Raw genomic sequence first — 19,729 nt, forward strand, 5'->3', positions numbered from 1 at the left:
CCCCTCCGCCCGCTCCCGCACCAGCCTCCGATGCGCCTCGTCGATGAGCTCGACCTCCCGCGCGGCCGCCCCCTCCGGATCCGTCATCCCGAGCCCCTGCAACCCGAGCACGGCCCGCGCGAACAACTCCGCCGCCACCCTCGGCACCGAATTCACCGCGTCGGTAACCGAATTCATTGCACCGGGCACCGACTCCACTCCATCAGGAGTGGACTCCATGTCACCAGGACACCCCTCCACCCGTACATTTGCCGACTCGCCCGCGCCGGGACACGACTCCATCGCTCCTTTTGCCGACTCACCCCCGCCGGGACACGACTCCACCCCAGCGGACACCGACTCCGGCCGCATGTCGCCAGTTGTCTCTCGCGTGTCACCCACGGGTGCCAGCCCACCGTCCGCCGGAGCACCATCCGCTTGGTCCGCACCGGTACGCGCTCCCTCTCCACCGCTCCCGCACACACGCGCGCCGTACCCGAGCTCCGCTGCGCCGCTCCTCCCTGCCGCATCCATCTCAACGTCCGTACCCTCGCCGCCGCGACCTCCACCCATTTCGCGGTCCGTGTCGAGCTCTCGCCTGTCCGTCAACCGTTTCGGATCGGGCCGGTCAGCCGATTCGCGGTGTGCCGCACGGGATTCGATGAGGACGGTTTCGTATGCCGCGCGGGCTTCCGGGAGTTCGCCCGCGCGGTGGGCGGCGGCGGCCAGGGCGAGGCCGAGGCGGCCACGGCGGGGGAGGTTGTCGGGGGGCAGCAGGGTGAGGGCTCGGCGGTAGTGGTGGGCGGCTTCCCCGGCGGCCGAGCGGGTGTCGGCGTCGGCGGCCGCGCTGAGCAGGTAGTGCAGGGTGCGGGCGGCAGCGGAGGGGTCGCCGGATCGGGTCAGCTGGTAGGCGTGGTGGGCGAAATCGCTTGCGGTCGCGCCGGTTACATCGCGGGGCAGGCGCTCCAGGGCGGTGAGGACGTCGGCGTGCCGCCGGTGCAGGTCCGCCGCGTCCAGCCGCGCCAGCAGGGTTTCGCGAATCAGGTCGTGTACGAAGACGAACCGGTCGCCGCTCGGCCCACCGAGGGTGGCGCCGGTGCGGCCGACCAGACGTGCGCGCACCGCCTGGGCGAGAGTGTCGGCCAGTTCGGCCGGGGTGGTGTCGAGCGCGGCGGCGACCACGGGAACGGCGAATTCGCGTCCCACCACCGCCGCAACACCGAGCGCCGCCACCACTCGCTCCGGGAGCGGTGCCAGTCGCGCGTCCAGGGTCTGGCGCACGCCCGGAGTCAGGGTGTCGATGGACCCGCCGCCATGCCACAGCCGCGTGGCCTGTTCCGCCAGAAAGGGATTGCCGCCGCTGGCGCTCGCGATGCGCCACGCGATCTCGGGCGGCGGTGTGCTCCCGGTCAGCCGGGCGGCCAGGGCGGCGGTCTCGACCCCCGACAGCCCCGACAGCTCCACCGTCTGCGCGGCCGCCCACACCTCCGGGAAAACCTCACGCAGCGGATGCTGTTCGGCGGCGAGCTCGGTATCGCGCACCGCGGCAACCACGGCGATCCGCTCGAACCAGGCATGGCGCGCGAGAAAGGTCAGCACCCGCACCGACTCCGGATCGGCATGGTGCAGATCATCGATCACCACGAAGACCGGACGCTGCCGCGCCGCGCTCACCAGTGCGGCGGTGATCGCATCCCCGATCTCGAACAGCGCCCAATTCCCCTGCACCGCTTGGCCCGAGCGCATGCCACCAAGTCCAGCGACATCCGCGGGCACCGCAGTGTCCGAAGTACCCGTGACGCCCGCCCTGCCCGCCGCGTCCGACATCCCCGCACCATCCGATAACCCCGCACTATTCGGGAACTCCACTGCATCCGAGAAGCCCGCTGAATCCGAGAAACCCGCAGCGTCGATGTATCCCGCAACCGCCGAGAATCCAGCGGCCCGCGTGGTCCGCGCCGAGCCCGAAGCCTCCGTAACCCCCGATCCGGGAACGCCTGAAACTCCGTCGCCCTCAGCAGGTCCCGCCTCGTCCGAGGCTCCTACCACGCCCGAGGCCCCCGCGACGCCCGAGGCCCCCGCCCTCTGCGAGGCCCCCGCATCGTCCGAGTCCGCTCCCCCCTGCGAGGCCCTGGGAGCGTCCGAGGCTCCCCCAGCCCCTGGCCGCGCGGCAGCAACCGGACGGCTCCTGGCACCCGGTTGCCCCCTGGCATCCGCTCCGGGCGTCCCCTCCGTCAGCGCGACCAGCGCCGCTCCGGCGGAATCGACGACCGCGGCCCACTCGTCGGCGTCACAACGATCCCGCAGCCGCCGCAGAATCTGCACCCACGGCCAGTACCCGGGCACGCCGTCCCCGCTCCAGGCGGTGGCCGCCAGCACCAGCGCCGCGTCGGTGAACTCCCCGAGCACCTGCGTCATGAGCGCGGTCTTGCCGATTCCGGCCTCACCGGCGACGAGGATCAGCCCGCCGTGGCTGGTCAGCGTGCGGCGCAGGTGCTCGCGCAGCACCGCCGCCGACTCCTCCCGGCCGATGAGCGTCACCGAACCCGCACCACCTTCCGATCCCACCACCGGCAGCCTAACCCGGCGGACCGTTCCCGCAGGTCGGGAGCTCGTCGCCGGGCAACTCGGCGGATGATTCAGCTACGGCGCAGCAGATAGATGTCCATGATCCAGCCCTTGGCCGCGCGCAGCTCGGCGCGCCGGGTCACGATCTCCTGCTCCACTTTTCGCAGCGGCCCCGCGATGAGAGTCTCATCGGGCATACCGAGGTAGGCCCCCCACCAGATGTGCACGTCGTCGCCCGGTACGGACGTGAAGGAGCAGTCGCCGTCGAGCATGACGAGGGTGGATCGATCCGACGGCACACCCTCCTCGCGCAACCGCCGACCGGTGGTGATCTGCACGGGTGCGCCGATCTCGTGCAGCACCATGCGATGTCCGGCGGCGAGCGCCTGCGGGCTGGTGATGCCGGGGATGACCGTGTACTCGAACCGCACCCGCCCCCGGTCGAGCACCCGTTCGACCATGCGCAGGGTGCTGTCGTAGAGCGAGGGGTCACCCCAGACCAGAATGCCGCCCACGCCCTCGGTCGCGGCGAAGGCCGCCTCCAGCAGTTCGCTGCGCCGTTCGTGCCAGTCCGCCACCACCCCGCGGTAGGCGTCGTCCGCACCGGCGGCGGGCACCGACCGGTCGCGCGGCGGGTCGGGGATCTCCACGATCCGATACGGCCGCCGCGCGTGCTCCTCGAGAATGGCGGTGCGCACATCCACCAGTTCCCGCTTCTCGGCTCCCTTGCCGATGACGAAGAACACGTCCACCCGACGCAGCGCCTTGATGGCCTGCACGGTGACCTGGTCCGGATCCCCGGCGCCGATTCCGATCACATAGAGCTGCCGCACACTGCGTAAGCTTGCCAGGTGCGGAGTGGGTAGGCTTGCCAGGCGTGGACGCCCCCCGAGACATCCAGCACCGAGACACCCAGTACGAGGACCTGCTGCGGCTGGTGCTGGACAGCGGCACCCCGAAATCGGATCGGACGGGCACCGGCACCCGCAGCATCTTCGGCCATCAGCTGCGCTACGACCTGTCGCGCGGCTTTCCGCTGGTCACCACGAAGAAGGTGCACCTCAAGTCCATCGTCTACGAGCTGCTGTGGTTCTTGCGCGGCGACTCCAATGTGCGCTGGTTGCAGGAGCACGGCGTCAGCATCTGGGACGAGTGGGCCGATGCCGACGGCGAGCTGGGGCCGGTCTACGGCGTGCAGTGGCGTTCCTGGCCGACCCCGGACGGCGGCCATATCGACCAGCTCGCGCAGGTGCTCGAGACGCTGCGCACCGATCCGGATTCGCGCCGCATCATCGTCTCGTCCTGGAACGTGGCGGAGCTGAACCGCATGGCGCTGGCCCCCTGCCACGCCTTCTTCCAGTTCTACGTGGCCGACGGCAGGCTCTCCTGCCAGCTGTATCAGCGCAGCGCGGACCTGTTCCTGGGCGTGCCGTTCAATATCGCGAGTTATGCCCTGCTCACCCACATGGTGGCGCAGCAGGCCGACCTGGAACCGGGTGATTTCATCTGGACCGGCGGCGACTGCCATATCTACGACAACCACGTGGACCAGGTGCGCGAGCAGTTGAGCCGGGAACCGTATCCGTTCCCGCGGCTGCGGCTGCGGCAGGCCCCGACCCTGTTCGAGTACCGCTACCAGGATGTGGAAGTGCTGGACTACCAGCATCATCCGGCCATCAAGGCCCCGGTGGCGGTGTGAGCGCGGACAGCGCGGTGCGGGTGCGGACCGTCGGGCTCATCTGGGCGCAGACCCTGGACGGCGTCATCGGGGTGGACAACACCATTCCGTGGCGAATTCCGGAGGATATGGCGCATTTCAAGGATGTGACCTGGGGACACCCGGTGATCATGGGCCGTCGCACCTGGGATTCGCTGCCCGCGCGCTTCCGCCCGCTGGCGGGCCGCCGCAATATCGTGGTGACCCGCGATCCGGAGTGGGCGGCGACGGGTGCCGAGCGCGCCGGGTCGCTGGAGCAGGCGTTCGCCCTGGCCGGCGACGAGCCGGTATGGGTGATGGGTGGCGGTGAAATCTACCGTGCCGCACTGCCTTCGGCGACCGAACTGATGGTCACCGAGGTGGACGCGGATATCGCCGGCGACTGCTACGCCCCCGCCATCGGCCCGGAGTGGTCGGCCGAATCCGAACCGTGGCGCGAATCCACCACGGGTCTGCGGTATCGCTTTCGGCGCTATACGCGGTAACACGGATCACGCGAATATCGCGTGTACGGCAATTCCCGCACACGAACCGGCGAAATAGCCGAGCGGTTCGAGGCCGTCGGGCATACTCACGGATATCAGCCCGGCGAAAGGCAGTCCATGGACAAGAAATCGCTGACCGCGGTCGCCCGCCAGCAATTGAAGATCGCCGCCACCGCCTCGAGCGGGCGCAGTTCGCAGACGATCTACGGGGGGCACGCCCACTCCCTGCGCCAGACCGTGATCGCCCTGACGGCCGGTCAGAGCCTGGCCGAGCACGAGAATCCGGGTGAGGCCACCATGGTCGTGCTCAGCGGCACCCTGACCCTGATCAGCGGGACCAACGAGTGGAAGGGTTCGGCCGGTGACCTGCTGGTCATCCCCGACGCCCGGCACAGCGTGAAGGCCGTGGACGATGTGGCCTTCCTGCTCACTGTGGCGAAGTAGACGCCGGAGCAAACCTGCTGGTCGGTACAGCTCACCGGCAGACACAGGGCAACCGGAGGACCGCCGCACTCGATCGTGGTTCTAGGCTGGAGCCCATGGGTGAGCCGCAGCCGATACTCGACCCGCTGACACCCGCCGCGATCTTCCTCGTCGCCACCATCGACGAGGGGGGCGAGGCGGTGGTGCGCGATCTACTCGCAGACCTGCCCGGATTACGCCGGTCCGTCGGATTCCGGGTACCCGGCTCGGGACTGACCTGCGTGGCCGCCATCGGGTCCGCCGCCTGGGATCGCCTCTTCGCCGGGCCGAAACCCGCTCGGCTGCACGAATTCCCGGGCTACGAGGGCGACAGGCACCAGGCCCCCGCCACGCCCGGCGACCTGCTGTTCCACCTCAAGGCCGAGAATCAGGACGCCTGCTTCGAGCTCGCCATGAAGATCGGGGAACGGCTGGCCGGGGCGGCCACCATCGTGGACGAGACCCAGGGCTTCCGCTACTTCGAGCAACGCGACCTGCTCGGCTTCGTGGACGGCACCGAGAACCCCGAGGGGCAACTGGCCCGCTCCGCCACTCTGGTCGGCCCGGAGGACGCCGAATTCACCGGGGGCAGTTACGTGTACGTGCAGAAGTACCTGCACGACATGGACGCCTGGCGGGCGCTGTCGGTCCCCGAGCAGGAGCGGGTGATCGGCCGCACCAAGGTCGACGACTTCGAACTCGACGACGCCGACAAACCCGCGGACGCCCATATCGCCGTGAACGATCAGGACGACCTGGGTCAGATCACCCGGGCCAATATGCCCTTCGGCAGTGTGGCGGCCGGAGAGTTCGGCACGTACTACATCGCCTACGCGGCCGACCCGACCGTGATCGAGACCATGCTCGAGCGCATGTTCCTCGGCAGCGACGAGGCCGCCTACGACCGCATTCTCGATTTCTCCACGGCCGTCACCGGTACCGCGTTCTTCGCGCCCGCCACAAGCTTTTTCGATGAGCTGCCGGACGCACCCGCACCGGCGGCGCGGGAATCTCCGGAGGCGGACGATGTTGACATATCCGGTAACGGTTCCCTCGGTATCGGCACGTTGAAAAGGAGCTAAGGCATGAACAACCTCCATCGCGAACTCGCGCCGATCACCTCCGCGGCCTGGGCGGCCATCGAGGAGGAGGCGACACGAACCTTCAAGCGGCACATCGCCGGTCGCCGCGTGGTCGATCTGTCGGGTCCGCACGGGGCCGATTTCAACGCGGTCGGCCTGGGCCGCACCACCGTCATCAACCCGCCCGACGAGGGTGTGCAGGCGCGGCAGCGGCTGGTGGCCCCGCTGGTGGAGCTGCGCGTGCCGTTCAGCCTGACCCGCGAGGAACTCGACAATGTGGAACGCGGTGCGAACGACACCGACCTGGACGCGGTGAAGGACGCCGCCAAGAAGATCGCCTTCGCCGAGGACCGCGCCATCTTCGAGGGCTACCCGGCCGCCGCCATCACCGGCATCCGGTCCAGTACCTCCAATGAGCCGGTGAAGTTGCCCGGCGACCCGCGCCTGGTCCCGGAGACGATCGCGCAGGCGCTGAGCAAGCTACGCCTGGGCGGGGTGGACGGCCCGTACTCGGTGCTGCTGTCGGCCGACCTCTACACGGCGGTCAGCGAGACCTCCGACCACGGCCACCCGATCCGCACCCATATCGAACGCCTCATCGACGGCCAGATCATCTGGGCCCCCGCCATCGACGGGGCCTTCGTCCTGACCACCCGCGGCGGCGACTTCGATCTGCAACTGGGCCAGGACCTCTCGATCGGCTACCTGTCCCACGACGCCAACCAGGTCGAGCTGTACTTCCAGGAGAGCCTGACCTTCCTGGTGTACACCGCCGAGGCCGCGGTCCCACTGGAAGCCTGACCCGATACACCGGTCGTGCCCCGTACGGGGCCGTCGTCGTAGATTTCGCTGGTCACGAGCGTGTCACCAGACCAGCGGCCGCGAGCGCCAGTGCGCCGCCGATCCCCGGCAGCGCGCCGATTTCCGAGCCGTTCCGGCGACAGGCCGGGACCAGTGCGCTGCGGCGTCGGGGTGCGACGGAAAACCGGTCAGCCGGGTTCGACGAAGTCCCGGTACCGTGGCGCGGAACGACGGATGCGGGAGGCGCTATGACCACGGTGGTGCGGGCCGGGGTGGTGCCGCGCGGGCGCGCGGCCACGTACGGGTCGGTGGGGGCGCTGACGCTGCTGGCGGTGTGCGGGGCGACGGTGGCGGCCTTCGGGTTGAACCGGGTGTTCACCGGTATCGCGGTGGGAGCCGTCGCGGCCGTCGCCCTGCTGCTGGCGCTGTTCAAGCGCGACGGGGTGGTGCTCGGCGCGGACGCCATCGTGCGGCGGACGCCGTGGTCGGCGGAGACCATCGCCTGGGATCGGGTGGTGGCGGGCCGTTTCGCACTCGACGAGCACGGCCGCTGGGCGCTGGCACTGGATCTCAACGGGGGCGAGGAGCCGCACGGTGAACTGGTGTTGCTGTCGATTCCCCCGGTGGTGCGGCCCATTGCCAGCGCCTACGACATGCGCAAGCGCGAGCAGGTCGGCGAGATCCGAACCATGCTGCGGCACAAGCGTATTCCGGTGACCGTCCTGCCCGAGATCGCCGACGCGCTGACCCGGCACTGGAAGTTGGCCCCGCCCACGCAGTGAGCCGTCGGCACTCCCTAAGCTGGTTCGGGTGATTCGCACCGCTGCCCTGGCCCATATCCGCGATCGCCGTCTCATTCAGGCCCGATCGGTCGGCAAGGATGTCTTCTACATGGCGGGCGGCAAGATCGATCCGGGCGAGACGCCGGAGGCCGCATTGCACCGCGAGATCCGCGAGGAACTCGGTGTGGGCGTGACGGCGGTGAACGAACTCGGCGTCTTCCGCGCGGAGGCGTACGGCCACACGCCGGGCACCCGACTGCACATGACCTGCTTCACCGCCGAACTCACCGACGATCCGCGGCCCAGCAGCGAAATCGCCGAGATCCGCTACTTCACGGTCGCCGAATACGCCGCCATGCCGCACGTCGCCCCCGGCTCCCTCCTGGTCTTCCACCACCTGCGCGACCTCGGCCTCATCGACTGACCGGAGTCTCGGGCGGCCGGTGCGGGATCAGGGTGGCGGCGGCCAGGCCCAGCAGGAGGAAGATCGTGGCGGCCAGCAGGGTGGTGCGGGTGGCGTCGGTGAAACCTTGGAGCAGGGCGTTCAGCACCTCGGTGACGCCTTCGTGTTCGCGGACGCCCGCGATGGCACCGCCCGCCGATTCCCGGGTGGCGGTGGCGATGGTGTCGGCGGCCTCCTCGGGCAGGTTCGGCACCGCGGCCAGCCGTTCGGCCAGATCGTGGCCGAGCGCCACCGACAGCAGACCGCCCACCACGGCCGTGCCGAACGCCGAGCCGACCTGGCGCACCGTGCTCTGGGTGGCCGATCCCTGCCCGGAGTTCTCCGGCGGCACCTCCCCCAGCACCGTCCCGGTGAGCTGCGCCGACGCCATACCGAGCCCGATGCCGTAGACGGCGAGCATGCCCGCCAGCCACCACGCCGAAATATCCGGCGTCACGAACAACGCGGTCGCCGCCACCGCGACCGCCTCCAACCCCAGCCCGATCTGTACCACCCGCACCGGCCCGTACCGACGCACCAGTCCTTCGGCGATCCCGGCGGCCAGGAACGCACCGGCCGCCATGCCCGCGAGCACATAACCGGCCTGGAGTGTGGACAGCCCCAACACATTCACCATGAACAGCGGCAGCACGAACAGCAGACCGAATTCGCCCAGCGCCACCGCGAAGGCGGCGACATTGCCCCACCGGAAACTCGGAATCCGGAACAGCGCGGGGTCCAGCAGCGCCGAGCGACCGATCAGGATGCGATGCCGCTCCCAGCGCACGAACAGCCCCAGCGCCAGCACGCCCAGGGCCAGCAGCACCGGAACCGGCGATACCGGCGCATCGGCCGACCAGGTGAACCCCGGCAACGGGAACTCTCGCAGCGGCCGCCACCACCCGTAGCTCTGTCCTTCGATGAGGGCGAACACCACGAGCGCGAAACCCGCCGCGCTGAGCAGGAATCCGTCGACATCGAGGCCGGGCGCGGACTTACCCATCCGGGTCTCGGGAACGAACAGCAGCAGCCCGACCAGCACCACCGCCCCGAACGGAATGTTGACCAGGAAGATCCACGGCCAGGTGTGGTCGGTGGTCAGCCAGCCGCCGAGCAGCGGCCCGATGGCGGCCACTCCGGAGATGACCGATCCCCACACCGCGAACGCGATCACCCGATCCCGCCCACGGAAGATCGCGTTCATGGTGGCCAGGGTGCCGGGCAGCACCGCCGCCGCGCCGACGCCCTGCACGATGCGTCCCCAGATGAGCGGCCCGGCGCTGGTCGCGGCGGCGGCGAGCAGACTGCCCGCCACGAAGATCACCACACCGAGGGCGAAGAGCCGTCGACGGCCGAGCCGGTCACCGAGCCGTCCGCCGGTGATCAGCAGCGCGGCCAGCACCACCGCGTAGACGCTGGTGATCCATTGCGCCTGAGTGAAATTCAGGTGCAGATCGGCGATGATCACCGGCAGCGAGACCGCCACGATGGTGCCGTCCAGCACCACCATGGACAGTCCCAGCGCCAGCACCGCCAGCGCCAGCCATTTCCGCGCACCCGCTGGCGTCGCGGCCTCCAGCTCCACTTCCGACATTCGTCGCTCCCCAGGGTCGGGCAAGTCGTGTAGTCGTGCTGATGGTTCGCCACTCACTCCAGGCGGCGACGGAACCCGGTCCAGTGTAGCGGCGAAAAGTCCCATTCAAGAGCTTTGATAACGATTCCGAACGCGTTGTGCTGCACATTTGCCAGAACACCCACCGACAGGTCGGGATGGTGCCGGAAGGTTGCGCCCGACTTCTCCAGGGACAGCGCACCCGTCGATCGGATACGTTGAGAGACGTGTCGATGATGAAGGGCGCCAATGTTCCGGTGCCGAGTTCCGCGGTCCGCGTGGAGTTGGGGTGGCAGTCGGGTCCCGGGGTACCGGATGCCGACGCATCGGCCCTGCTCCTGATGTCATCGGGCAAGGTGCGCTCCGATGCCGATTTCGTGTTCTACAACCAGCGGCAGCATCCGTCGGGTGCGGTCAACCACGAGGGCAAGCAGCAGGGGACGCAGGTCACCGATGTGCTCTCGGTGCGACTGACCCAGGTGGAGCCGCAAATCGAGAAGATCGTCATCGCCGCCTCCTCCGACGGCGGCACCTTCTCCCAGCTGCGCGGCCTGCACGTGCGGGTGGTGGACGCCGATTCCGGTGCGGAGGTGGCCCGTTTCGACAGCACCGACGCCACCTCCGAAACCGCCTTCGTCCTCGGCGAGCTGTACCGCCGCCAGGGCGCGTGGAAGTTCCGCGCGGTCGGACAGGGTTATGCGGCCGGACTCGCCGGTCTGGCAACGGATTTCGGGATCTCCGTCGACGATGCCCCAGCGCAACCGGGCACCACGCAGCCGCAATCGACTCCGGCGCAGCCACCACCGATCCCGACACAGCCGCAACCGGACCCGGCATCCCAGTCCGGACTTCCTCCGCAGCCGCCCCAGTTCAACACCCCACCGCCCCAGCCGTTTACGCCCGCCGCCGCTCCGGGCTACCCGCCGCCGGGCCAGCAGCCGGTACCGCCGGGCCAGCAGTACCCCCCGCCGCCCGGCCACGGCCAGCAGTACCCGTCGCCGCCGCCACCGGGCTACCCCTCCGACCCGCACGGACCGCCCGGCCAGGCCCCCGGCTATCCGCCGCCCGGCCAGCCCGGCTACCCCATGCCGGGGCAGCATCAGTCCGGCCCGCAGGGCTACCCCGCACCGCCCGGCCAACATCACACCGGCCCGCAGGGCTACCCCGCACCGCCCGGCCAACACCACACCGGCCCACAGGGCTACCCGACACCCCCGGGCCAGCAGCAGACAGGCCCGCAGGGCTATCCGGCCCCGCCCGGCCAGTACCCGCCGCCGAATCCCGGCCAGCACCAACCGCCGTCGGCACCAGCCCCGGGTCAGTCCGCGCCCACGCCGTCGGTCAACCTGGGCAAGATCTCGTTGACCAAGGAGGCCCCGGCGGTCTCGCTGACCAAGCAGGGCGCGAATTCCGGTGTGATGCGGGTGAATCTGAACTGGACCGTCCCGAACGCCCCGACCGGCCTGTTCGGCCGCCGTCGCGGCGGCAGCGGCGGCCTGGATCTGGATCTGTGCTGCTTCTGGGAGCTCACCGACGGCTCCAAGGGCTGCATCAGCCCGCTCGACACCATGGGCAATCTGCACCGCGCCCCGTTCATCGAGCTGGATCAGGACGACCGCAGCGGCGCCAGCGCCGGTGGCGAGAACCTGTCCATCAATCTCGACCACACCGCCCAGTTCCGCCGCATCCTGGTCTTCGCCTCGCTGTACGAGGGCGCGAACGACTTCCGCGGCGTGCACGCCACCGCCACCCTCTACCCGGTGGGCTCCCCGCCGATCGAGATGACGGTGGACGGCTGCGTGGACGATTCCCGCGAAATGGTGCTCGCCCTGATCGAGAACATCAACGGCGAGTTGGTGGTTCGCCGCGAGGGCGTCTTCGTCCGCCCGCCGCAGGGCCGCAAGTACTGGGGCAAGCTGGCGGTGGATCAGGCGTACCGCTGGGAGCTCAAGTGGGGCACCTCCAAGGGCAAGTCCTGAGTCAGGGCTGCTCGACCAGGTCGATGGCGGCGGCGCGGATCTCGTCCGCGTCGCCGTGCCAGCCCAGCAGGTGCAGGATGGCGTCGGGGATCAACCGCTCGGCGTAGGCGGGTGACGCTCCTTCGTCGGAGCGGATATTGATCACCGATTCGACGAGTCGGAAGGGCAGCAGTTCGCTGCCGGGTGCGGCGTCGCCCGATTCCGACACCACGCGCGCGGCCAGTGCCTCGTAGTGGCGGCGCAGCTCATCGCGGCGCTCCCGGAAGGCCGCGAACCGAGGCGAGCGTAGTTCCGGCAGCAGGTACAGCGCCCCGAGATTCCATCGGGCCGCGCACAGCTGCCGCACGTCGAACCAGGCCAGCGCGTACAGGCGCACCACTGCGGGCTCCGGCCGCCGCGCCAGCCGCTCCGCGAGTTCCAATGCCGCCGTGATGGTTTCGGCCAGCAGAGCGTCGAGGATGTCGTCCTTGGCGGCGAAGTGGTGGTACAGCGACGCCTGCCTGATCCCGACCGCGTCGGCGATGCCCCGGGTGGAGGTGCTGCCGTAGCCGTTGGCGGTGAACAGCTCGGCGGCGGCGTCGAGGATCTCGGCGCGCGGCGTCGTGCCCTGTCGGCGGCGGGGCTCGAGGCGGGGACGCCCGGGTCCGATATTGGTCACGGCCTCATTCTGTCCTATCCGGACTCGTAGCCCATTTCACCAGGTGAGAGGTTTCTGTCATTCGATAGAAATACACGCAACGCAGAAGTTACCGGCGGCCACGAGACGGATACACCGCCGTCACCGCCGATGCCATCGCACGGCGAAAACTCTCAGTCGATAGGTATTCGCCTCGATGAAGGACCCGCCGATGGCCGCCCGATCGTTCCCAGAGCCACCCCATCCGTCCTGCGCCCCGTCCACCGGAGGGGGCCGAGCATGATCGTCACCGGTATCGCGATCAGCGTGGTCGCCGTCATCGCCATCGGCCTGTTCGTGGCCCGCAAGGTGGACGGCGACAGCACCAACTTCCTGGTCGCCGGACGCTCCCTGGCGCTGCCTCTGGTGGCGGCCGGCCTGATGGGCCAGGCCGTCGATTCCAATGCGACCCTGGGCAATACCGACCTCACCAGTTCCCTGGGCTTCTGGGCCGGGGCCTCGCTGCCACTGGGCCTGGGCCTGTGCCTGCTCATCACCGGCATCTTCTTCGCCGCGCCGATGAACCGCATGGGCCTGCTCACCCTGCCCGACTTCTTCCGCATCAAGTACGGCCGCGGCATCGAGCTGACCTCGTCGCTGCTGATGATCTTCAGCTTCTGCATTCTGCTGGCGGGCAACCTGGTGGCCGGCGGCTACATCTTCGAGCGGTTCCTCGGCATCCCCTACACCGCGGGCGTGCTGCTCATCGTGACCATCGTGCTGTCCTACACCGTGGTCGGCGGCATGTTCAGCGACGCCTACACCGCGCTGGCGCAGATGCTGATCACCATCATCGGCTCGCTGGCCCTGCTCATCTGGGTCGGCTCCACCATGGGCATCACCATTCCGGAGGGCATGGGCCCCTTCGACTTCGGCCAGCTGACGAACACCTCCGAAGGCGCGCCGATCAACTGGGCGACCCTGATCTCGCTGGGCATCGGCGATATCGTCGCCATCGACTTCATGCAGCGCATCTTCTCGGCGCGGTCGCCGCGGATCGCCCGGCGGGCCTGCTTCGTCGCCGCCGCGGGCACCGCCGTCGTCGGCGTGCCGTACGCCATTGTGGCCCTGTCCATCTCGGGCGTGGTCGGCGACGGCGACGGGCCGATCCTGCTGCGCCTGCTGGCCGACCAGGCTCCGGCCGGACTCGCCATCCTGGTGCTGTCGGCCATTGTCGCGGCCTCCTGTTCGACGGCGAACGGGGCGATCCTCGGCACCGCCTCGGTGGCCACCCGCAATGTGGCCGGTCGACGCCGGGCCACCGACGCGGCCGGACACGACACCCTGCTGCGGCATGTGCGCTTCACCATGATCCCGGTGGTCGCGGTGGCGGTGCTGTTCGCGGTGCAGGTGCCGCAGACCGGCATTCTGCTGACGCTCGCCTTCGATCTCATGCTGGCCGGTCTGATCGTGCCGTTCGTGGCGGCGCACATCACCGATCGGGTGAGCAGCGCGGCGGCGGCCGCGTCCATCATCGTCGGCCTCGGCACCCGGCTGGTGCTGTTCGTGCTCACCCCGACCGTGTACGGCGCGGAGAACACGCTGTGGCATATCGACAATGACCTCATCACCGCGAGTTTCGACGGCTGGCCGACCTTCATCGCCTTCCTGGCGGCGCTGGTGACCTTCCTGGTGGCCCTGGCGGTCTTCCCGGCCCGCCGGGAACCGGTTGCCGCGGCGACCGCACCGCATCCGGCAGACCCGCGATCGGCCGACTCGCCGCCGGTCCCGGCGGACGCGGCCGCGCAGCCCGCCACGGTGCCGACGATATGAGGCGCGTGAGCACGCCGGACGGCGCCCAGCCGGGCCGCCCCGCCCTCGCCGTCATCATCACCGCGCTGCTGGAGCGGCTACTCGTGTGGGCGGTCCACCGGGCATCGGGCACACCGCCGTCGGAGCGGCGACATCCCAGACCCACCAACTGATTCCGCCCACCCCGGCTGTCATCCGGGGTGGGCAGCCATCCCGACTCGCGAAGGGAACCGATATGACAGGCACCGCATCCACCACCGAGGCACGGGCACACGCCCGATCACAGGCGGCGAGCGCGGCCACCGCTGGACCCGACCTGCCGGAAGGAATCGACGGCAGGACAGTCACCTTCGCCGCGCGTATTCCACCGGGCGGATACGCCACGGCGGTGCTCGGCCGGGGCACCCGCCTGCGACTGGCCGATCCGGCGGGCGCGGCCTGTGCCCACCTGTTCCTGCTGCGCGCCGAATCACCGTGGGAGCGGCTGAATGTCGCGGATACGGTGAAGGTGCCGTGGCAGGCGTACCTGGGTGCCGGGCATCCCCTGCTGTCGGACCAGGGCCGGGTGCTGGCGACCGTCGTGTCCGACAGCTCCGGCCACCACGACACCCTGTGCGGACCGAATGACGCGGCACGGCAGCAACTTCGCCTGGCGGCGGCCAAACACGGCCTGTCCCCGCGCGATCTCGGCCCGACGGTGTCGTTCTTCCGGGGCGTGCGCGTGGCAGCGGACGGCGCGTTGACCGCCACCGGCGGCGCGGGCGCGGGCGCGGCCGTCGACCTGCTCATCCATCTGCCGGTGACGCTGTTGATCGCCGCCGCCGCGCATCCGCTGGACGACACCCCGGTCACCGACCTGGATGTCGTCGCCTGGTCGGCCCCCGACGATCTGCCCCGGGTCCACAACCCCGACCCGGAATACCGGCGCGCGGTGGAGAACACCGAAACCGCTTGGCGCGCCGCACATCCACTGGAGGCGATCGCATGAGCGGCCGGGTGAGCAGCCGACTCGGCGCGGCCACACAGCGCCCCGATCATGTGCGAAAGGACACAGCATGAGCACCCTCGAACGCACCGTCGTCCTGGACGAGACCGTCCCCGCCCGCGTCGGCTGGTCCGCGGTGGTCCGCGCCGGTGACCGGCTCGACATCATCGACCTGCACGGCAATCAGGCGGTGGACTGCCTACTGTACTCGGCGTCCGATCACACCGAGCGCTACAGCGCCCAGGCCACCGTCGCCGCCCAGCGCAACATCTTCCTCACCACCGGCAGCGCCCTGCGCACCGATTCCGGCACCACGCTCATGACCGTCGTCGCGGACGAGGTGGGCAATCACGACACCGTGGCGGGCGCCTGCTCCCAGGAATCCAATACCCTGCGCTACGGCCACCACACCCGCCACCAGCACGCCTGCGTGGAGAACTTCCTCGCCGAGGGCATGAAGTGGGGCCTGGGCAAACGCGACCTGGTCTCGAATATCAACTGGTTCATGAATGTTCCGGTGGAGGCCGACGGCACGCTGGGCATCGTGGACGGGCGCTCCGCGCCGGGGAAGAAGATCAGCCTGCGCGCCGAGATCGACACCCTGGTGCTGGTCTCGAATTGCCCGCAGATCAACAACCCCTGCAATGGTTTCGCCCCCACCCCGGTGCGCATGGTGGTGAGCCGATGACGGCGGCGGTGACCCGCGCGACGGCCGCACCGGGCGCATCCGGTCGCCCAGCCGAAACGGCGGCATCCGGTGGCCGAGCCGAAGCGGCGGATTCCGCACCGGTGCAACCGGATTCGCCCAGCCCGGGTGCCGCGACAGTGCTGCGCCCCGGCATGCAGTCCACGGTGCAGGACTGGCCGGGGCGGGTGGGCTACTGGCACGTGGGCGTACCGCCCTCGGGCCCCATGGACGATCTGTCGTTCCGCCTGGGCAACCGGGCGCTGGGCAATCCGGAGGGTGCGGCCGGACTGGAATGCACGCTCGGCGGCCCCGCACTGCGTTTCGACGCACCGACCCGGGTGTGCGTCACCGGCGCACCGGTGACGGTGACGGTGAACGGCCAACCGGTCCGGCAGTGGCGCAGTGTCCGGGTGCCCGCCGGAGGAGTCCTGGACATCGGTGCGGTGCGCGGACCCGGCATGCGCAGCTATCTGCTCATCGCGGGCGGCATCCAAGCGCCCGAATACCTCGGCAGCCGTGCGACATTCACCCTCGGCAAGTTCGGCGGACCGCGAGGCCGCGCACTCATGGCCGGTGATGTGCTCACCTTCGGCGCACCGATCGGCCGCGGGAGCGCGGGCGTGCCGGGCGACGAACAGCCGGTGCTCACCCGCCGCTGGGAACTCGCGGTCACCGAGGGGCCGCACGGTGCGCCGGAGTTCTTCACCCGCGCCGATATCGACGCCATTGTCGGCACCGACTACGAGGTGCATTTCAACTCCGACCGCACCGGCGTGCGCCTCATCGGCCCCAGGCCGCAATGGGCGCGTCTGGACGGCGGTGAGGCCGGGCTGCATCCGTCCAACATCCACGACACCGCGTACTCCGTCGGCGCCCTGGACTTCACGGGCGACACCCCGATCCTGCTCGGCCCCGACGGCCCGAGCCTGGGCGGCTTCGTCTGCCCGGTGACCGTGGTGGCCGCCGACCGCTGGAAGCTGGGCCAGCTCACCCCGGGCGACACCGTGCGCTTCGTTCCGGTGCGCGCCGATCGGGCCGCCTCGCTGCACGCGATCGGGCCGGGCCGCCGGGCCGACTGGCCCATGGTGCTCTCCGGCGGCGGCGACGGCGATGACGGCGTCCTGGCGCGGCGGGAGAGCGAGGACGGCACCGCCATCACCTACCGGCGCGCCGGAAACGACGGCGTACTCATCGAATACGGCGAGATGACCCTGGATCTCGGGCTGCGGGCGCGGGTGCACGCCCTGCACGAGCACCTGCTGGAGCGCGCCGAGCCCGGCATCACCGAACTCACCCCGGGCATTCGCTCCCTCCAGGTGCGCACCGACCCGGACCGGCTGCCCACGGCCGCGCTGCTGGACCTACTCGCCGAGGCCCAGACGGTGCTGCCGGGCGCCGGGGAACTCGTGGTGCCCAGCCGCACCGTGCACATGCCGCTGTCCTGGGACGATCCCGCCACCCGGGAGGCCATCACCCGGTACATGCACGGCGTGCGCGCCGACGCGCCCTGGTGCCCGTGGAATATCGAATTCATCCGGCGCATGAACGGATTGGCGTCGGTGGACAAGGTTTTCGATACGGTCTTCGCGGCGGAGTATCTGGTGCTCGGCCTGGGTGACGTGTATCTGGGCGCGCCCGTGGCCACCCCGACCGATCCGCGCCACCGCCTGGTCACCACCAAGTACAACCCCGCCCGCACCTGGACACCGGAGAACGCCGTCGGCATCGGCGGTGCCTACCTGTGTGTCTACGGCATGGAGGGGCCGGGCGGCTACCAGTTCGTCGGCCGCACCACGCAGGTGTGGAACCACGCCTCGTCCGGTATCGGCGAGGAGCCCTGGCTGCTGCGCTTCTTCGACCGCATTCGCTGGTATCCGGTGTCGGCGGCGGAACTGCTGGACCTGCGCGCGGATTTCGCGGCCGGACGCGGAGCGCTGCGCACCGAGGCGGGCGAGTTCCGGCTCGCCGACCATCGCGCCTTCCTGGACGAGAACGCCGACTCCATCGCGGATTTCCGGGCGCGCCAGGCGGAGGCGTTCGCGGCCGAACGCGAATCGTGGCGTGCGGCGGGAGAATTCGCGGAGACGAAGGAGAGCACGACATGACGGTGTGGATTCGACGACGTACCGAGGCCGAGATCGCCGCCGACCCCGTGCCGGACGGCCCGCTGCGCGGGCTGCGGCTGGCGGTCAAGGACAATGTCGATGTCGCCGGACTGCCCACCACGGCGGGCTGCCCCGACTTCGCCTACGCCCCCGCCGCCGACGCACCCGCGGTCGCGGCCCTGCGGGCGGCCGGTGCGGTGGTGGTCGGCAAGACCAATCTCGATCAATTCGCCACCGGGCTGGTCGGCACCCGCTCCCCCTACGGCCCGGTGCCCAGCGCGCTGCGGCCCGAATTCATCTCGGGCGGTTCGAGTTCCGGCTCGGCGGTGGCCGTCGCACGGGGTGAGGCGGATATCGCCGTCGGCACCGATACCGCGGGCTCCGGCCGGATTCCCGCCGCGCTCAACGGGATCGTCGGCGTCAAACCGACCGTGGGCGTGGTGTCCACCGCGGGCGTGGTGCCCGCCTGCCGCTCCTACGATTGCGTGACCGTCTTCGCCGCCGATCTGGACCTGGCGAATCGCGCCATGGCGGTGATGGCGGCCGGTGCGCCGGACCGGCCCTGGCCCAGCGACATCCGGCTGGCCGCGCCGCCCGCGCCCGTGGTCGCGGTCTTCAGCGAGCTCCCGGAACTCGACGAGGTGTGGCGGGCGGCCTTCGCGCGCACGGTCGCGGCCCTGCGGGAGCGCGGGGTCACCATTGTCGAGATCGATCCGGCCCCGTTCCTGGCCGCCGCCCGCCTGCTGTACGACGGTGCGCTGGTGGCCGAAAGATACTCCGCTGTCGGAGAATTCGTGGACACGCATCTCGAGTCGACCGATCCGACGGTGGGCTCCATCATTCGCGCCGCCCGCGACCTGCCCGCCCACCGGCTGGTCACCGATCTGGCCGAACTGGAGCGGCTGCGCGGGCTTGCCATGGCGAGTATGACCGGAGCCGATGCCCTGCTCATCCCCACCGCGCCCGACCACCCCAGTATCGCGGAGGTGGCCGCCGACCCGGTCGGGGTGAACTCCCGGCTCGGCACCTACACCAACTTCTGCAATCTGTTCGACCTGTGCGCGGTGGCCGTTCCGGCCGGGACAGCGGGTGCCGCCCAGTTCGGGGTATCGGTGGTGGCGCGCGCCTTCGAGGACGCGGTGGCCCTGGATATCGCCGCCCTGGTGCTGCACCGGCGGCCGCCCGAATCCGCCTGGCCGATGGCGGCCGCGGCCAGCACCGAACTCGTGGTGTTCGGCGCGCACCTGCGCGGTCAGCCGCTCGCATTCCAGCTCGACGATCTCGGTGCGCGCTGGGCCGGTCCGGTGCGGACCTCCCCGCGCTATCGGCTGGCCGCCCTGGACACCACCCCGCCCAAGCCCGGGGTGACCCGCCTGCCCGAGGGCGAGGCGGGTGTCGCGGTGGCGGGGGAACGGTGGTTGCTCGCTCCCGCCGCCCTGGGCCGTTTTCTGAGCGCCCTGCCCGCACCCATGCAGCTCGGCGCGGTGGAACTCGAGGACGGTTCCTGGACAACCGGTTTCGGCTGCGACGCGGCGGCCGCGGCCGCCGGCAAGGACATCAGCGAGTACGGGGACTGGCGCGTGGCCCTGCGCGCGGGCGCGGTCGGCTGACTCC

Annotated in this window: 18 protein-coding genes; 14 read left to right on the forward strand and 4 right to left on the reverse strand. The window is 70.2% G+C overall.

Going from position 1 to position 19,729, the window contains the following annotated elements:
• A partial coding sequence (locus tag QK444_RS02100) for an ATP-binding protein (protein WP_282776490.1) occupies positions 1-2,547 on the reverse strand: 2,547 nt, incomplete at its 3' end.
• A 71-nt stretch (positions 2,548-2,618) separates the two neighbouring features.
• Entirely contained in the window at positions 2,619-3,380 is a 762-nt protein-coding gene (cobF, locus tag QK444_RS02105; protein WP_282776492.1) for a precorrin-6A synthase (deacetylating), read from the reverse strand.
• 62 nt (positions 3,381-3,442) lie between these two features.
• Between cobF and QK444_RS02110 the strand changes: the two genes are divergently transcribed.
• The 7 genes from QK444_RS02110 to QK444_RS02140 all read left to right on the forward strand — a co-directional run bounded on the left by QK444_RS02110 (position 3,443) and on the right by QK444_RS02140 (position 8,300).
• Positions 3,443-4,246: a thymidylate synthase gene (locus QK444_RS02110; protein WP_282776529.1), complete on the forward strand. Its 804-nt coding sequence runs from the start codon at positions 3,443-3,445 to the stop codon at positions 4,244-4,246.
• Between the two features lie 14 nt (positions 4,247-4,260).
• Positions 4,261-4,749 carry a dihydrofolate reductase gene (locus QK444_RS02115; protein WP_282776531.1) on the forward strand — a complete coding sequence of 163 codons (489 nt, stop codon included), beginning with the start codon at positions 4,261-4,263 and terminating at the stop codon, positions 4,747-4,749.
• Between the two features lie 117 nt (positions 4,750-4,866).
• Entirely contained in the window at positions 4,867-5,193 is a 327-nt protein-coding gene (locus QK444_RS02120) for a cupin domain-containing protein (protein ID WP_282776493.1), read from the forward strand.
• 95 nt (positions 5,194-5,288) lie between these two features.
• A complete protein-coding gene (locus QK444_RS02125) occupies positions 5,289-6,293 on the forward strand; it encodes a Dyp-type peroxidase (protein WP_282776495.1) in 1,005 nt (334 codons plus the stop codon).
• 3 nt (positions 6,294-6,296) lie between these two features.
• Positions 6,297-7,094, forward strand: coding sequence for a family 1 encapsulin nanocompartment shell protein (locus QK444_RS02130; RefSeq protein WP_282776498.1), 798 nt, complete (start codon positions 6,297-6,299; stop codon positions 7,092-7,094).
• Between the two features lie 248 nt (positions 7,095-7,342).
• Positions 7,343-7,876: a hypothetical protein gene (locus QK444_RS02135; RefSeq protein ID WP_282776500.1), complete on the forward strand. Its 534-nt coding sequence runs from the start codon at positions 7,343-7,345 to the stop codon at positions 7,874-7,876.
• 28 nt (positions 7,877-7,904) lie between these two features.
• The gene (locus QK444_RS02140) at positions 7,905-8,300 is read left to right on the forward strand and encodes an NUDIX domain-containing protein (RefSeq protein WP_282776501.1); all 396 of its coding nucleotides are present in this window, start codon (positions 7,905-7,907) and stop codon (positions 8,298-8,300) included.
• Here QK444_RS02140 and QK444_RS02145 read toward each other — a convergent pair.
• Positions 8,290-9,912 carry a DHA2 family efflux MFS transporter permease subunit gene (locus QK444_RS02145; RefSeq protein WP_282776502.1) on the reverse strand — a complete coding sequence of 541 codons (1,623 nt, stop codon included), beginning with the start codon at positions 9,910-9,912 and terminating at the stop codon, positions 8,290-8,292. The two genes, QK444_RS02140 and QK444_RS02145, sit on opposite strands and share 11 nt — an antisense overlap.
• 251 nt (positions 9,913-10,163) lie before the next feature.
• Here QK444_RS02145 and QK444_RS02150 point away from each other — a divergent pair, with 251 nt between their 5' ends.
• Complete coding sequence (locus tag QK444_RS02150) at positions 10,164-11,909, forward strand: TerD family protein (RefSeq protein WP_282776533.1); 1,746 nt, start codon at positions 10,164-10,166, stop codon at positions 11,907-11,909.
• A 1-nt stretch (position 11,910) separates the two neighbouring features.
• On the opposite strand, the gene QK444_RS02155 is transcribed toward QK444_RS02150, so the two are convergent.
• Positions 11,911-12,567: a TetR/AcrR family transcriptional regulator gene (locus tag QK444_RS02155; protein WP_029930169.1), complete on the reverse strand. Its 657-nt coding sequence runs from the start codon at positions 12,565-12,567 to the stop codon at positions 11,911-11,913.
• 258 nt (positions 12,568-12,825) lie between these two features.
• Here QK444_RS02155 and QK444_RS02160 point away from each other — a divergent pair, with 258 nt between their 5' ends.
• From QK444_RS02160 to atzF, 6 genes are all read left to right on the forward strand, one after another.
• Positions 12,826-14,358 carry a sodium:solute symporter family protein gene (locus QK444_RS02160; protein ID WP_282776504.1) on the forward strand — a complete coding sequence of 511 codons (1,533 nt, stop codon included), beginning with the start codon at positions 12,826-12,828 and terminating at the stop codon, positions 14,356-14,358.
• The gene (locus tag QK444_RS02165; protein WP_282776506.1) at positions 14,355-14,510 is read left to right on the forward strand and encodes a hypothetical protein; all 156 of its coding nucleotides are present in this window, start codon (positions 14,355-14,357) and stop codon (positions 14,508-14,510) included. Before QK444_RS02160 ends, QK444_RS02165 begins: the two co-directional genes overlap by 4 nt.
• A 62-nt stretch (positions 14,511-14,572) precedes the next feature.
• Complete coding sequence (locus QK444_RS02170; protein WP_282776508.1) at positions 14,573-15,325, forward strand: DUF1989 domain-containing protein; 753 nt, start codon at positions 14,573-14,575, stop codon at positions 15,323-15,325.
• Positions 15,326-15,392: 67 nt separating this feature from the next.
• Entirely contained in the window at positions 15,393-16,010 is a 618-nt protein-coding gene (locus QK444_RS02175) for an urea amidolyase associated protein UAAP2 (protein WP_282776510.1), read from the forward strand.
• A complete protein-coding gene (locus tag QK444_RS02180) occupies positions 16,007-18,115 on the forward strand; it encodes a 5-oxoprolinase/urea amidolyase family protein (RefSeq protein ID WP_282776512.1) in 2,109 nt (702 codons plus the stop codon). The genes QK444_RS02175 and QK444_RS02180 overlap by 4 nt, the downstream gene beginning before the upstream one ends.
• Positions 18,112-19,725 (forward strand): allophanate hydrolase, encoded by a 1,614-nt coding sequence (gene atzF, locus QK444_RS02185; RefSeq protein ID WP_282776514.1) that lies wholly within the window; start codon positions 18,112-18,114, stop codon positions 19,723-19,725. Before QK444_RS02180 ends, atzF begins: the two co-directional genes overlap by 4 nt.
• The last annotated feature ends 4 nt before the right edge of the window (positions 19,726-19,729 follow it).

This window comes from Nocardia sp. CC201C, from assembly GCF_030010695.1.
In the GTDB taxonomy this organism is placed as follows: domain Bacteria; phylum Actinomycetota; class Actinomycetes; order Mycobacteriales; family Mycobacteriaceae; genus Nocardia; species Nocardia otitidiscaviarum.

Bases quoted from the DNA above. Each gene is read 5' to 3' on its own strand.
- QK444_RS02120 (WP_282776493.1), top strand. From the start codon at position 4,867: ATGGACAAGAAATCGCTGACCGCGGTCGCCCGCCAGCAATTGAAGATC.
- QK444_RS02125 (WP_282776495.1), top strand. From the start codon at position 5,289: ATGGGTGAGCCGCAGCCGATACTCGACCCGCTGACACCCGCCGCGATC.
- QK444_RS02130 (WP_282776498.1), top strand. From the start codon at position 6,297: ATGAACAACCTCCATCGCGAACTCGCGCCGATCACCTCCGCGGCCTGG.
- QK444_RS02135 (WP_282776500.1), top strand. From the start codon at position 7,343: ATGACCACGGTGGTGCGGGCCGGGGTGGTGCCGCGCGGGCGCGCGGCC.
- QK444_RS02145 (WP_282776502.1), bottom strand. From the start codon at position 9,912: ATGTCGGAAGTGGAGCTGGAGGCCGCGACGCCAGCGGGTGCGCGGAAA.
- QK444_RS02150 (WP_282776533.1), top strand. From the start codon at position 10,164: ATGATGAAGGGCGCCAATGTTCCGGTGCCGAGTTCCGCGGTCCGCGTG.
- QK444_RS02160 (WP_282776504.1), top strand. From the start codon at position 12,826: ATGATCGTCACCGGTATCGCGATCAGCGTGGTCGCCGTCATCGCCATC.
- QK444_RS02165 (WP_282776506.1), top strand. From the start codon at position 14,355: ATGAGGCGCGTGAGCACGCCGGACGGCGCCCAGCCGGGCCGCCCCGCC.
- QK444_RS02170 (WP_282776508.1), top strand. From the start codon at position 14,573: ATGACAGGCACCGCATCCACCACCGAGGCACGGGCACACGCCCGATCA.
- QK444_RS02175 (WP_282776510.1), top strand. From the start codon at position 15,393: ATGAGCACCCTCGAACGCACCGTCGTCCTGGACGAGACCGTCCCCGCC.
- QK444_RS02180 (WP_282776512.1), top strand. From the start codon at position 16,007: ATGACGGCGGCGGTGACCCGCGCGACGGCCGCACCGGGCGCATCCGGT.
- atzF (WP_282776514.1), top strand. From the start codon at position 18,112: ATGACGGTGTGGATTCGACGACGTACCGAGGCCGAGATCGCCGCCGAC.